Below are 15152 nucleotides of genomic sequence, written 5' to 3'. Positions count from 1 at the left end.
TCGACCACCACGCACTCCCCACACCCGAACAAGGACCCAGCACCACCCACACCGCCCCCCGCACCCCCACCGAAGAACGCATCGCCGCCATCTGGCGCGATCTGCTGGGCAAGGACGCGAGCACGCACGACAGCTTCTTCGACATCGGCGGGCATTCGATCCTCGCCGTACGGCTCGTCGCGCGGCTCCAGCAGGACTTCGACCTCGATCTGCCGATGCGGGTCGCCTTCGAGCGCCCCACCATCGCGCAGTTGGCCACGGAGATCGAGGAACGCGTCCGGGCCGAGGTCGACGCCGAGCTGTCCGGCCGCGCCTGAGCGCCGCCCCGCCGCCGTGCCCGGACACCGCCCCCGCCGGCCGTTCCGGGCACGGTCGGCCGCCCCCCGCACCCAGCACCGCCCGCCCCTCTGCCGGGCGTTGAGGCAACCGAGCGAAGGACGTCCCTATGCGTCACTTGATCTCCTTGACCGACCTGACCGACGACGAGCTGTACGCGTTGGTCGCCCGAGGGGCGGAGTTCGCCGCCGGAGCGGTGGCCGAGCCGCTGCGGGACGAGATCGTCGGCGTCTACTTCCGCCGTACGTCGACCCGCACCCGTACCGCCTTCACCAGCGGGGCGCTGCGGCTCGGCGCGCGGACGGTGACCTTCGGGCCCGACGACCTCCAGCTCAACACCGGGGAGACCACGGAGGACACCGGGCGGGTGCTGTCCGGCATGCTGGACCTGCTGGTGGCCCGGACCGCGGACGCCACGGAGGAGCTGCGGACCTGGGCGGCGGCCGGGCCGATGTCCGTGGTGAACGCGATGACCGCGGAGGAGCACCCGACCCAGGGGCTCACCGACCTGACCACGCTGCACCGCCACTTCGGCCGGGTCGAGGGGCTGCGGGTGCTGTACGTGGGCGAGGGCAACAACAGCGCGGCGGCGCTGGCTCTGGGCCTCACCCGCTTCCCGGGCACCGAGCTGGAGCTGCGCACCCCGCCCGGTTACGGTCTGGCGCCCGGCGTCCTCGCCGCCGCCGCCGCACAGGCGTCGCGCAGCGGTGCCGCGGTGTCGGAGAGGCACGACATGGCGGGGCCGGGCGCCGGCTTCGACGTGGTGTACACCACCCGCTGGCAGACCACCGGGACCAGCAAGCCGACCGCGGACTGGCGGACCGTGTTCGCCCCGTTCCAGGTGAACGGGGCGCTGTGGGAGTCCAGTCCGGACGCGGTGTTCCTGCACGACCTGCCCGCCCACCGGGGCGAGGAGGTCACCGCGGAGGTGCTGGACGGTCCGGCGAGCCTGGCGTTCACCCAGGCCGCGCACAAGCTGCACAGCGCCATGGCGGTCCTCGAATGGTGCCGGGCGGCGGGCCGCTCATGAGGAGGTGGCGACGCCTCCTCGGTCCGCAGGACCCGCACCTGCCGCCCGCGCTGAGCAGCTACCGCGACTTCCGGCTGCTGTGGGGCGGTTCGGCGATGGCGGTGATGGCCGAGCGCTGCTCGGGCATGGCGTTCACCCTGCTGGTGATGTGGCACGTCGGGTCGAGCGCCGCGGGAGTCGTGATGTTCGCGGGGCTGCTGCCCACGCTGCTGGTGCAGTTGCCGGCGGGCATCCTCGTCGACCGCCTGGACCGGCGGCGGGTCATGGTGACGTCGGTCGTGGTGCAGATGGTCGCCGTGGCCACGGTCGCCGTCTCCCTCGTGGGGGACAGGGTCCGGGTGTCGCACATCGCGGCGGTGGCGTTCGTGCAGAGCACGATGTCCGTCTTCTACCAGCTCTCCGAACGGGCCATGGTGCGCGGCGTGGTGCCGCGGCACCATCTGAACGCGGCGATGACCACCAACGAGGCCCGCTCGCGGGGGGTCAACTTCGTGGCCCGTCCGATGAGCGGGGCGATGATCGGCCTGTCGGCGTGGGTCCCGTTCCTGTCGAGCGTGGGGCTCTACCTCTGCTCGCTGGTCACCCTGGTGCGGCTGCGCCACCAGGAGCAGCCGCCGCGCCGCCCCGCGGGCGGGCGGCGGCTGCGGACGGAGGTGATGGCCGGGCTGCGCTGGGTGTGGAGCCGGGCCTATTTCCGGGCGGCGCTGCTGATCATCGCGGGCAGCAACCTGGTCTTCCAGGGGCTGATCCTGGGGGTGTACGCGGTGCTCAAGCACGACGGCCATCCCGCGGGCACCACCGGCTGGATCTCGGCGGCGGGCGGCGTGGGCGGTCTGGGCGGGGCCCTGGTGGGCGGCTGGCTGAACCAGCGGATGCCGATGCGGCACATCGTGGTCCTGGCCCACGCCGCCTGGGCGGTGGTGATGCCCGCGGCGGTATTCTTCCGGCATCCCGTGGCACTCTGCGCACTCTTCTGCATAACGTCGTTTATAGGAGCCGCTGTTACCGTCTCCGGCATGTCCTACCAGGTGCGCATCACTCCCCCGGAGATGCAGGGGCGGGTCGGCAGTGTCGTCATGCTCCTCGTGTCCGGGGCGAGTTCGCTCGGCGCCCTCGGTACCGGCTTCCTGATCAAGGCGATCGGCACCCGCGACTCCTTCGTGGGGCTGTCGGGCGCGATGGCGGCGCTCGCCGTGGTGGCGGCCGTCGTCTTCAGCAGGGCCGGAGCGGCCCGGGAGGACCCCGCGGACGGGACCTCCCCTCCCGGCGCGGCGCCCGCGCCCCCGGAGCCGGCCGCCGTGCCGGCTCCGCACGGGCCCGCGCCGGCCCCCGTCCCGAAGGGGACGCGGGCCGACACCCCCACCTCACCGAAAGCGCGGAGAACCGATGGATGACGCAGTCCGGCTGGAGTCGCTGACCAAGACGTACGGGTCCGGCGACAGCGCGGTCGGCGCCTTGCGCGAGATCGACCTGTCGTTCCCGCGAGGCGGCTTCACCGCGATCATGGGGCCCTCGGGCTCCGGCAAGTCGACCCTGTTACAGTGCGCGGCCGGTCTCGACCGGCCGACGTCGGGCAGGGTCCTCATCGACGGGCAGGACACGTCCGGGATGGACGAGACCCGGCTCACCGAACTGCGCCGCGCCTCCACCGGGTTCATCTTCCAGTCGTTCAACCTGCTGCCGTCGCTGACCGCCGAGCAGAACGTCGGGCTGCCGCTGCGGCTGGCCGGGCAGAGGCCGCAGCGCGGCGCGGTGCGCCAGGCCCTCGCCCAGGTCGGGCTGGAGCGGAAGGCGGGCAGCAGGCCGAGCCAGCTCTCCGGCGGGCAGCAGCAGCGGGTGGCGATCGCCCGCGCCCTGATCACCCGGCCCGCCGTGCTCTTCGCGGACGAGCCGACCGGCGCGCTGGACCTGGCGACCGGCCGGGAACTCCTGGCCACCCTGAGGGGGCTGGCCGGTTCCGGCGCGGCCGAGGGCCGGCCCGCGACCACCATCGTCATGGTCACCCACGACCCGACCGTCGCCGCCCACGCGGACCGGGTGCTCTTCCTCGCCGACGGCGGCCTCGTCGGCGAACTCCACCGGCCCACCGCCGACGCCGTCGCCGCCCGCATGACCCAACTGGCGGTGACCGCGTGATCCGGGTGGCCCTCATGACCCTGCGGGCCCGCTGGGTGTCGTTCCTCGGCACGGTCGTGGCCCTGGTCCTCGGGGTGGCGCAGGTCGCCGCCATGGGACTGCTGCTGACGACCGCGTTCGACCTGCCCGACCGGCCGGTGGAACGCTTCGCGGGCGCGCCCGCCGTGGTGGTCCCCGCCGCCCCGCACTGGGACTCGGCCCAGCACGACCTCGGCATCCGCTCCCCCCAGGCGGCCCGGGGGCTGAGCGCGGAGCTGCGCGACAGGGTCGCCGCGACCGGCGCGACCGTCACCGACCGCGCCTTCTACGCCCAGGTGTCCGACGGTCCCGAGGACCAGGTGGGGCACCCGTGGGGGGTGGCCCGCTTCGGCGGCTACCGGCTCACCTCCGGCTCGGCGCCCGCCGGGGACGCGCAGGTCGTCGTCCCGGCGGGCCGGGCGCGCGCCGGTGAGCGGGTGACCGTGCTGACGGCGTCGGAGGTGCGGACGTACACCGTCAGCGGCACCGTCTCCCCCGTCGGCTACGAGGACGCCGTCTTCTTCTCCGACCGGGAGGCCGCCCGGCTCTCCCCGCGGATCGACGCCCTGGTCGCGCTCGGCGGGCGGGAGGCCGTCGAGGCGGCCGTCGGCGGCGCCGGCGAGGTGCTCACCGGCGCCGACCGCCACCGGGCCGACGCCAGCGAGGCCGAGGACCGCGAGACCCTGGACAACACGATCACCCTGGTGCCGGTCATGGCGAGCGTCGCCGGGACCACCGCGGTCTTCGTGGTCGCCTCCACCTTCGCCTTCGCCGTCGTCCAGCGGCGCCGGGAGGTCGCCCTGCTGCGCGCGGTCGGCGCGACGCCCCGGCAGGTGCGCGGGATGGTCCGCGGCGAGGCCCTCCTGGTGGGCGGGGTGTCGGCCGCGGCCGGCTGTGTCCTCGGCCTGTTCGGGGCGCAGCTCCTGGCCGACATGCTGATCTCGATGGACGTGTCGCCGGACTGGTTCACCGTCACCCCGTCGCTGCACTGGACGGTGCTGGCGCCGCTCGCCGGGGCCTTCCTGGTGGGGCTGCTGGTGTCGGTGGGGGGCGCCGTCGCGGCGGCCCGGCGGGCGGGCACCGTCCAGCCCGTCGAGGCGCTGCGGGAGGCCGCCGTCGACGACACCGGCGTCACCCCCGGCCGGGCCCTGGTCGGCGGGGCCGCGCTGGCCGGCGGCCTCGGCTGGACCGCGTGGATCGCCACCGGCTCACCGGTGACGGTGCTCTCGCCGACGGTCTACGTGGTGTCGCTGATGGTTCCGGTGCTCGCGGCCGCGATCCTCGCGCCGATGGCCGTCGGCCCGCTGACCCGGCTGCTGATGCGGCCGTGGCGCGACTCCGCCGGTCCCACCGCCCTGCTGGTCCGGCAGAGCGCCCTCACCTCCCGGCGCCGCACCGCGGCCACCGTCGCCCCGGTGCTGCTCACCGTGGGCCTGGCCTTCTCGCTGCTCGCGGCGACCGACTCGCTGGGCGCGGCGCGCGACAGCGGGCTCCGCAACCGGGTGGTCTCCGAGTACGCCCTGGCCCCCGACGGCACGCCCGGTATCAGCACGGCCGTGATCGACAGGGTGGCCGCGGTGCCCGGCGTGCGGATCGCCGCCCCCCTGCTCACCACCGTCTACGAGAAGGACGAGGACCGCTACGACGAGAACGACGGCCTCGTCGTCGACCCTGCGGCGCTGAAGCGGAACCTGGACCTCGATGTCGTCGCCGGGTCCCTGGACGACCTCGACGCCGACAGCATGGCCGTCGCCGACCTCTGGCACCTCGACGTCGGTTCCACCCAGACCCTGCTCATGGCCGACGGCACCACCGCCCGGCTGCGGGTCGCCGCGGTGTACAAGGCGGTGCGGGGCGACGACGTGGCCTATCTGCCGCCGCGGTTCGCCGGGACCGCCCGGTACGCGCGCGACGGCCTGGCCCGCCGCGCCTACATCACCCTCGACCCGGGGACCGACCGCGGCGGGGCCGTCGCGGCGATCCGCGCGGCGGTCAAGGACTCCGGCGCCGCCTTCATGACGCGGGACGAGCTGGTCGCCTCGGAGGCCGCCTACGCCCGGCACCTCAACGAGGTGCGGCAGCGCTCCACCGCGCTGATCATCATGCTGTTCTGCTTCATCGCGATCCTCAACACCCTGCTCATGGCGACCGCCGACCGCCGCCGCGACCTCGCGGTGCTGCGCACCACCGGGGCCACGCCCCGGCAGGTCCTGCGGTTCTTCGTCGCCGAGTCGCTGCTCGTCTCCGCGATCGGCGTGGTGCTGGCCCTGGCCGCGACCGCCGTCAACCTGGCCGGTCTGTGGGGGGCGTTGCACCAGTTGTTCGGCACCACGCCGGTCTCGGTGCCGTACGCCACCGTGCTGGGCGTGGCCGCGGTCTCCGCGCTGCTCGCGGTCGTCGGCACGGTGCTGCCGGTCGCCGCGGGACTGCGGGCCGGGGCGGTGCGGCTGATCGGCACCCGCGAGTAGGCGGGGGCGCGGTGGGTCCGCGACCACGACCGGGCCGGGGCGTGACCGGGCCGGGGGCGCGGCGGGCCCGCACCCCGCCCCCGGACCTTCCCGTACCGCCCCCGCCTCCTCCGTTCCGCCCCCGGACCCACACGGCCCGGACCCGTCCCCCGCGGGTCCGGGCCGTGTGCCGTCCGGGCCCGGCGTGGCGGGCGCGTCCGTCCGCCGGACCGCCCGAATCCGCGGACCGCCCGGATCCGCGGGGCGGGCGGGTACGCGGCCGGTACGCCGGAGCGGGGTCCGCCCGGTAAGCCGGGACGGGCGGGGCGGGTACATCGGGACGGGGCCGGTACATCGGGACGGGCGTCCGCAGGCGCAAAAGAGTGCCGGTAGGAGTCCCGGTATAGGACGCCGTCGGACGCTGGGCTGGTATCCGACCGCAGAAGGGACACCGTCATGACCGACGAGCAGACCGACCACCGCACCTACCGGGTCGTCCTCAACGACGAGGAGCAGTACTCGATCTGGGACGCGCACCGCGAACTGCCGGCCGGTTGGCACGCGGAGGGCACCGAGGGCTCCAAGGAGGAGTGCCTCCGACGGATCGAGGAGGTCTGGACCGACCTGCGTCCGGCGAGCCTGCGCCGCCGCATGGAACAGGCGGGGGCCTAGCGACCCGACGGCGGCGGCAGCCCCGGGCACGCGCGACGGGCCCCCTGCGCACGGCGGGCCACGGCACACGCCGCAGGCCCGGGCACGGGGGTGGTCCCCGGTGCCCGGCAGGTCCCCGTACACGCGGCAGGACCCGGGGCCCGGCTCCCGCCGCCGGGAGTGGGGGCGTTCGGACACGGCGCCGCGACCGGCGGCTCCGGGGCCCGTGCCCGTGCCCGTGCCGGAAGGGGCGTACGTCCCTCCCGGTGGACGGGCGGACCCGGCACCGGTGACATGCCGACGGCCCCGTCCGGCGGCGGCCCGGTGAGGGAAGCACGGTCACCGCACCCGGCCCGGCAGGCACCGCGCACCGCACCGGCACGGCTCCGCCACCGGGAGGCGCCACGGGGCCGGAACCGCCGGCACCGGCAGGCACCGCGGGCATCACGGGGCACCGCAGGACACCGCCGTCCCCGGCCACCCCGGCCACCACCGGCACCGCGGACACCGCGGAGGTCCGGCACCGCCGCACCGGGCACCGCAGGGCCACCGCACCGCCACCGGCGGCACCGCACACGCACCCGCAGGCAGTACACGCAGCACGTCGTACGGAACTCAGGAACGGGAGGGGCGCTCAGTATGGCTACGGGCGAAGTCCGCACGGACGGACAGGGCGACAGCGACAGCAGGCGCGAGGAACTGGTGCGGGCACGGCTCGCCGGAGGCCGCCGGGGCCGCCGGGCCCCCCTCGCGCCGGTGGACAGAAACGGACCGCTGCCCCTGTCCCACGGGCAGCAGCAGATGTGGTTCCTCAGCCGGCTGGACCCGGAGAGCTGGGAGTACAGCGTCCCCGTGGCGCTCCGGCTGCGCGGTCCGGTCGACGCCGGGCTGCTGCGCCGCGGCCTCGGGGAACTGGTGGCCCGCCACGAGATCCTGCGCACCCGCTACGTCCTCGACGGCACCGCGCCCGTCCAGATCGTCGACCCGCCGGGCCCCTTCGACCTCCCGGTCGACGACCTCACCGCCGAAGACGATCCCGCCGAACGGGAGCGGCGGGCGCTCGCGCTGGCCGAGGCGGAGCCGGGCCGCCCCTTCGACCTGGCCGGGGGCGGGCCACTGCGGGCGCGGCTGATCCGCGTCGCCCCGGAGGACCACCTGCTGGTCGTCGTCTTCCACCATGTCGCCTGCGACGAATGGTCCGTCGGCCGGTTCCTCACCGAACTCGCCGCCCTCTACGAGGCGTTCGGCAGGGACGAGCCCTCGCCGCTGGCCCCGCTGCCCGTCCAGTACGCCGACTACGCCGCCTGGCAGCGTGGGCGCCTCGACAGCGGTCTGCTCACCGGCCAGCTCGACCACTGGCGCGAACGGCTCGCCGGTCTCACTCCGCTGGAGGTGCCGGCCGACCGGCGCCGACCGGCGATCCGCTCCCACGAGGGCGACGCCGTACCGGTGCGGCTGCCCGCCCCGCTCGCCGGGCGGCTGCGGGAGCTGGGACGGGACCACGGCGCGACCCTCTTCCACACCCTCCTGGCCGGATTCCAGGGCCTGTTGTCCCGCTACACGGGCCGCGACGACATCGCCGTCGGCACCGTGGTCTCCGGCCGCGACCGGCCCGAGCTGGAGGGGCTGATCGGCTACGGCATCAACACCCTGGTGCTGCGCGGCCGGTGGCGGGGCGACCCCGCCTTCCGCGAGCTGCTCACCGGTGCCCGCGCCTGCGTCCTGGACGCCTTCGACCACCAGGAGTACCCGTTCGCGCGGCTGGTGGACGAACTGGCCCCGGTCCGCGACCTGTCCCGCACCCCGCTGTGCCAGGTGGCGTTCACCATGCACCGCGAACGCACCACCGGCTTCGCCCTCCCCGGCGTCACCGCCGAGACCCTCGCCCCGGCCTCCCGCGTCTCCCGCTTCGACCTCACCCTCCAGTTGCGCGAGGACGGCGACGGCTCGGTGACCGGGGCGCTGGAGTACAGCACGGCCCTCTACGACCGGAGCACCGTCGCGCGCATGGCCCGGCACCTGGTGCGGCTGCTGGAGTCGGCCGCCGCCGACCCGGACCGCCCCCTGTCCCTCCTGGACCTGCTCGACGCCGACGACCTCGCCGTCCTGCGGCCCCCCGTCCGCACCGTCGACACCCCCACCCGGTGCGTCCACGAGCACGTCGAGCGGTGGGCCGCCGCCACACCCGACGCCGTCGCCGTGGTCTGCGGCACCGAACGCCTCACCTACGCCGAGCTGAACGCCCGCGCCAACCGCCTCGCCCACCACCTGCGCGCCCTGGGCGCCGGCCCCGGCCGTCTGGTCGGCGTCGCCCTCGACCGCGGGCCGCACCTCGTGCCCACCCTGCTCGGGGTGCTCAAGTCCGGCGCCGGATACCTCCCGCTGGACCCCGAGCACCCCGCCGACCGCCTCGCCCACACCCTGGAGGACGCGGGCGCCGACCTCGTCGTCACCGCCTCGGGCCACGCCGGCCGCCTGCGGGAGGCGTCCGCCGGGCGCCTCGTCGTCCTCGACGACCCACGCGAGGCCGCCGCCCTGGCCGGGGCACCCTCCGGGAACCCCGGCGCGGGCACCGACCCCGGCGACGTCGTCTACACGATCTACACCTCCGGCTCCACCGGCCGCCCCAAGGGCGTCGCCCTCAGCCACGCCAGTGTGCTGCGCCTGTTCACCGCCACCGAGGAGCACTTCGGCTTCGACGAGCACGACGTGTGGACCCTCTTCCACTCGTACGCGTTCGACATGTCGGTCTGGGAGATCTGGGGCGCCCTCGCCCACGGCGGACGCCTGGTCGTCGTCCCGGTGGAGACCTCCCGCTCCCCCGAGGAGTTCCTGCGGCTGCTCGCCGACGAAGAGGTCACCGTCCTCAACCAGACCCCGTCCGCCTTCCGCGGCCTGGTCTCACTGGCCGCCGAGGGCCATCCGCTCGTCGACGCCCTCTCCCTGCGCGTCGTCTCCTTCGGCGGCGAACGGCTGGACGTGCCCGCGCTGCGGCCCTGGGCGGAGCGCCGCGGTCTCGACCGCACCGCCCTCACCAATCTGTACGGCATCACCGAGACCTGCGTGCACACCACCTTCCACCGGATCACCGGGGCCGACCTGGACTCCGCCACCGGCAACCCGATCGGCGTGCCGCTGCGCGACCTCCAGGTCCATCTGCTCGGCCGCCACGGCGAACCGGTCCCGGTCGGCGTGCCCGGCGAGATCCACGTCGGCGGCCCGGGCGTCGCCCTCATGTACCTCAACCGGCCCGCCCTCACCGCCGAACGGTTCGTCCCCGACCCGTACGGCGCCCCCGGCACCCGGCTCTACCGCAGCGGCGACCTGGCCGCCCGGCGGCCCGACGGCGGCCTGGACTACCTGGGCCGCATCGACCACCAGGTCAAGATCCGCGGCCACCGCGTCGAACTCGGCGAGATCAGGGCCGCCCTCACCGCCCACCCCCGGGTCCGCGACGCCGTCGTGACCGTTCGCGAGGACACCCCCGGCGACCGTCGGCTGGTCGCCCACGTCGTGCCCACCGGCGACGCCGTCGCCGCCCCCAGCGAACTGCGCGCCCTGCTCGCGCGCACCCTTCCCGAGTACATGGTTCCGGCCGCCTTCCTCGTCGTCGGCCGCATCCCGCTGACCGTCAACGGCAAGCTCGACCAGGCCGCCCTGCCCTCGCCCGACCGCGCGGCCCTCGGCGTCGACGCCGTCCACGTCGCCCCGCGCACCCCCGCCGAGGAGGGGATGACCGCCGTCTGGCGCGAGGTCCTCGGCGTGGACACCATCGGCGTCGAGGACAACTTCTTCGACCTGGGCGGCGACTCCCTGCGCGCCGTCGCCCTCGTCGGCGCCCTGCGCGGCGGCGAGTTCGACGTCACCGTCCGCGACGTCTTCGCGCACCCCACCCCCGCCGGACTCGTCGCCTTCGCCACCGGCCGCCCCGCCCCCGCCTCGCCCCGGCCGCCCGTCGCCCCGTTCGCCCTGGTCGGCGACGCGGACCGGGCGCTGCTGCCCGCCGGACTGGTGGACGCCTACCCGCTGGCCCAGGTGCAGTTGGGCATGGTCGTGGAGATGCTCGCCGACAACGGCCGCAACCCCTACCACAACGCGACCTGCTTCCGCGTCCTCGACGACCACCCGCTGGACCCCGGGGTCCTGCGGCGCGCGGTCGCCACCGTCCTCGCCCGGCACGAGATCCTGCGCTCGTCCTTCGCGGTCGAGGGCTACTCCGTACCGCTCCAACTGGTGCACCCCGCCGATGCCGTGACCGCGCCCGTCACCACGCGCGACCTCACCGGACTGGACCCGGACGCCGTCGAGCGGTCCCTGCGCGCCCACCTGGCGGAGGAACGCGCCCTCCTCCTCGACCTCACCCGCGCACCGCTGGTCCGCTTCACCGGCCACGCCGTCGGCGACGGCTCCTGGTGGCTCACCCTCACCGAGTGCCACGCCGTCCTGGAGGGCTGGAGCCACCACTCCCTCCTCATGGAACTGGTCACCGTCTACCACGCCCTGCGCGCCGGCGAGCCCCTGCCCCCGGTGGACCCGCCCTCCGTCCGGTACGCGGACTTCGTCGCCGCCGAGCTGGAGTCCCTGGACGGCGACGAGGACCGCGACTACTGGCGGGGCGTCCTCGCCGGGCACGCCCCCTTCCGGATCCCCTCCGGCCTCGGCGACGACCCGGCGGCCACCCCGGGCGGTCTCCACCGCTCCTGGGTGCCCTACCACGACCTGGAGGCCGGGCTCCGCGCCCTCGCCACCGGCGCCGGGGTGCCCATCAAGAGCGTGCTGCACGCCGCCCACCTCAAGGTGCTGAGCCAACTCACGCCGGAGGAGAGCTTCTTCAGCGGGCTCGTCACCAACGCCCGCCCCGAGGCGGCCGGTGCCGAACGCGTCCACGGCGTCTACCTCAACCCGCTGCCCTTCGCCCACCGCCGCGACGCCCGCACCTGGCGGGAGCTGGTCCGGCGGGTCTTCGACCAGGAGATCGAGGTCTGGCCGCACCGCCGCTTCCCGCTCGGCGCCATGCAGCGCGACCTCGGCGGCGGCGAGCGCCTGGTCACCGCCCGGTTCAGCTACCAGAACTTCCGCCAGGTCGACCAGGACCTGATCGACTACCCGGCGACCATCGACGACAGCCCCACCGAGTTCCCGCTCGGCGTCTCCACTCGCGCCGGCTTCATGGTGATCACGGCTCAGCGCCACCACCTCGGCCGCCCCGCCGTGGACCGTCTTGCGGCGATGTACCGCGCGGTCCTGGAGGCCATGGCGGCGGACGCGGACGGCGACGCGCGGCGGACTTTCCTCCCGGACGGCGAACGCGAGCGCGTCCTGTCGACGTGGAACGACTCGGCGGCGCCGGTGCCGGACCTGACGGTGCCCGACCTCATCGCCCAACAGGTCCTCCAGCACCCGGACATGGCCGCCGTGGCCGACGCGACCACATCACTGACCTACGCCGAACTCGACGAACGGGCCAACCGCCTCGCCCACGCCCTGCGTTCGAAAGGAGTCGGCCCCGAATCGTCCGTGGCCGTACTGCTGGACCGGTCGACGGAACTGATCGTCGCCCTGCTGGCCGTCTGGCGCGCGGGCGCCGGATACGTACCGATGGACCCCGTCCTCCCAGCCACCCGGATCGCCGCCATGATCGAAGACGCAGGCGTCCAAGTCACCATCACCTCACCCGCGTACGCCGACCGGTTCACCATTCCCGTCCTGCACACCGACGACGACCACACACATCTGCCCCACACCGCGCCCGACATCACGGTCGACCCCGACACCCTCGCCTACACCGTGTTCACCTCCGGCTCCACCGGACGCCCCAAAGGCGTCCAGATCACCCACCGCACCCTCATCAACCACATCCACTGGGCCACCCGCGAACTCACCACCGCCGGCACCGGCGGAGCACCCGTCTTCTCCTCCGTCGCCTTCGACCTCGTCGTCCCCAACCTCTGGGCACCCCTCACCACCGGACAACGAACCTGGCTCCACCACGACGACCTCACCACCCTCGGCACCGCCCTCACACAAGCCGCACCCTTCTCCTTCATCAAACTCACCCCCGGACACCTGGAAATCCTCACCGGCCAGCTCACCAACGACCAGATCAGCACCCTCGCGGGCAAAATCGTCATCGCCGGCGAAGCACTCCCCGGCACCCTCGCCGAACGCTGGCGCCAACTCCTCGGCAACAACCGGGTCATCAACGAATACGGACCCACCGAAACCACCGTCGGCGCCTCAATCCATCCCCTCAACGAATCCGTCGAGGGCATCGTCCCCATCGGCCGCCCCCTGCCCAACATGACCCTGCACATCCTCGACACCCACCTCCAGCCCGTCCCCGTCGGAGCACCCGGCGAACTCCACATCGGCGGCACCGGAATCGCCCGCGGATACGCCAACGACCCCACCCGCACCGCCCAACGCTTCCTCCCCAACCCCTACGGACCCCCCGGCACCCGCCTCTACCGCACCGGCGACCTCGCCCGCCAACACCCCGACGGAACAACCCAATTCCTCGGCCGCACCGACAACCAGACCAAAATCCGCGGCCACCGCATCGAACCCGACGACATCCGCGCCACCCTCACCACACAACCCGGCATCCACGACGCCACCGTCATCGTCTCGGACAACCAACAGCTCATCGCCTACATCGTCACCGACAACCCCCACAACCCCGACCTCACCCACACCCTCCCCGACTACATGATCCCCACCACCTACATCCGACTCGACACCCTCCCCCTCACCCCCAACGGCAAACTCGACCACCACGCACTCCCCACACCCGACGACAACCCCGACAACCACCCCCACACCGCCCCCCGCACCCCCACCGAAGAACGCATCGCCGCCATCTGGAGCAAGGTCCTCGGCACCGAACAACCCTCCGTCACCGACAGCTTCTTCGACCTCGGCGGACACTCCATCAAGGCCATCGCCCTCGTCGGCGCCCTCCGCTCCGAAGGCTTCCCCGCCACCGTCCGCGACGTCTTCCACCACCGCACCATCGCCGACCTCACCGCACACCTCACCGGCACGGAGGCCACCGCGCCCGGGGACACCTTGGTCGCCCCCTTCGCCCTGGTCCCCGACGAGGACCGCGGGCGGCTCCCCGGCGGTCTGGCGGACGCCTATCCGCTGGCCCAGGTGCAGTTGGGCATGCTCGTCGAGATGCTCGCGGACGACGGGCGGAACAAGTACCACAACACCACGGCGTTCCGGATCAAGGACGGCCGCCCGTTCGACGCGGAGGCGCTGCGCCGCGCCGGGCAGGTCCTGGTGGAGCGGCACGAGATGCTGCGGGCCTCCTTCGACCTGGAGACCTACTCGGTCCCGCTCCAGCTCGTCCACGCGTCGGCGGAACTGCCGGTGACGGTGATCGATCTGCGGGGGCTGAGCCCCGAACAGCAGGCCGAGAGGCGCCGGGAGCACATCGCCGCCGAGCGGGCCACCGCCTTCCCGCTCGACCGGGCGCCCCTGCTGCGGGTCTCGGCGCTGGTCGAGTCCGACGGGGCGTGGTGGCTGTCGGTCAGCGTCTGCCACCCGATCACGGAGGGCTGGAGCCACCGCGGCCTGCTCAGCGACATCGTCGAGGGATACCTGCGGCTGCGGTCCGGCCGGCCGCCGCGCGAGGTTCCCGTACCGGCGGTCCGTTACGCGGACTTCGTCGCGGCCGAGCAGGCGTCGATCGACTCGGAGGAGGACCGCGCGTACTGGCGGGGCGTCCTCACGGAACACGCCCGGTTCGCACTCCCCGCGGGCTGGGGCGAGCCGGAGCCCGGCGACCGGGCCCTGACCGCCCACGTACCGCTCGGCGACCTCACCGCGGACCTGCGGTCGGCGGCGCGCACCACGGGCACGTCGCTCAAGGCGGTCCTGCACGCGGCCCACCTCAAGGTGATGAGCGCGCTGACCGTGGAGGAGGCGTTCTGCACCGGCCTGGTATCCAGCGGCCGGCCCGAGGTGGAGGGCGCGGAGCGGGTCTACGGCATGTACCTCAACACGGTGCCGTTCGCCCACCGCCGGGGCGCCCGCACCTGGGCCGAGCTGATCCGCCAGGTGTACCGGCAGGAGACCGGGCTGTGGCCGCACCGCCGGTTCCCGATGCCCGTGATGCAAAGGGAGTTGGGGAACGGCGAGCGCCTGCTCGACGTCCGCTTCAGCTACCTCGACCTCTCCGACGCCCAGGCCGAGAGCGATCTCGTGGACGCCGGTTCCGGGGACGGCGAGGGTGCGACGGAGTTCGGCCTGGCCGTCGCCGCCCGGGGCAGCGGGCTGCTCCTCACCGCCGACCCGGCGGTCCTCGGCCGCGCCTCGGTGGACCGGCTGGCGACGATGTACCGGGCGGTGCTGGAGGCCGTCGCGGCCGACGTGGACGGCGACGCCCTCGGGGCGTTCCTCCCGGACGGCGAACGCGAGCGGGTGCTCACGACGTGGAACGACTCGGCGGCGCCGGTGCCGGAGCTGACGGTGCCCGACCTCATCGCCCAACAGGTCCTCCAGCACCCGGACGCGATCGCCGTGGCCGA

7 protein-coding genes are annotated in these 15152 nt (G+C 74.2%); all 7 read left to right on the top strand.

Annotation, left to right across the window (positions count from 1 at the left end; translation table 11 throughout):
* The coding region (locus tag ACZ7LB_RS31545) for a phosphopantetheine-binding protein (protein WP_471473076.1) at positions 1-317 on the top strand (317 nt) is incomplete at its 5' end.
* Between the two features lie 128 nt (positions 318-445).
* The gene (locus tag ACZ7LB_RS31540) at positions 446-1366 is read left to right on the top strand and encodes an ornithine carbamoyltransferase (RefSeq protein ID WP_471473075.1); all 921 of its coding nucleotides are present in this window, start codon (positions 446-448) and stop codon (positions 1364-1366) included.
* Entirely contained in the window at positions 1363-2760 is a 1398-nt protein-coding gene (locus tag ACZ7LB_RS31535) for an MFS transporter (protein WP_471473073.1), read from the top strand. Before ACZ7LB_RS31540 ends, ACZ7LB_RS31535 begins: the two co-directional genes overlap by 4 nt.
* Complete coding sequence (locus ACZ7LB_RS31530; protein ID WP_471473071.1) at positions 2753-3502, top strand: ABC transporter ATP-binding protein; 750 nt, start codon at positions 2753-2755, stop codon at positions 3500-3502. Before ACZ7LB_RS31535 ends, ACZ7LB_RS31530 begins: the two co-directional genes overlap by 8 nt.
* On the top strand, positions 3499-5988 hold the full coding sequence (locus tag ACZ7LB_RS31525; protein WP_471473069.1) for an ABC transporter permease: 2490 nt from the start codon (positions 3499-3501) through the stop codon (positions 5986-5988). Before ACZ7LB_RS31530 ends, ACZ7LB_RS31525 begins: the two co-directional genes overlap by 4 nt.
* Positions 5989-6423: 435 nt before the next feature.
* A complete protein-coding gene (locus tag ACZ7LB_RS31520) occupies positions 6424-6639 on the top strand; it encodes an MbtH family protein (RefSeq protein ID WP_471473067.1) in 216 nt (71 codons plus the stop codon).
* A gap of 618 nt (positions 6640-7257) precedes the next feature.
* The coding region (locus ACZ7LB_RS31515) for an amino acid adenylation domain-containing protein (RefSeq protein WP_471473065.1) at positions 7258-15152 on the top strand (7895 nt) is incomplete at its 3' end.

The organism is Streptomyces sp. NPDC107521 (assembly GCF_055598485.1).
Note: the sequence above shows the minus strand (reverse complement) of the source record. Positions and strands in the feature narration are given on the sequence as shown.

What these genes read in the sequence shown, in the direction of transcription:
- ACZ7LB_RS31540 (WP_471473075.1), top strand. Translation starts at nt 446, where the DNA reads ATGCGTCACTTGATCTCCTTGACCGACCTGACCGACGACGAGCTGTAC.
- ACZ7LB_RS31535 (WP_471473073.1), top strand. Translation starts at nt 1,363, where the DNA reads ATGAGGAGGTGGCGACGCCTCCTCGGTCCGCAGGACCCGCACCTGCCG.
- ACZ7LB_RS31530 (WP_471473071.1), top strand. Translation starts at nt 2,753, where the DNA reads ATGGATGACGCAGTCCGGCTGGAGTCGCTGACCAAGACGTACGGGTCC.
- ACZ7LB_RS31520 (WP_471473067.1), top strand. Translation starts at nt 6,424, where the DNA reads ATGACCGACGAGCAGACCGACCACCGCACCTACCGGGTCGTCCTCAAC.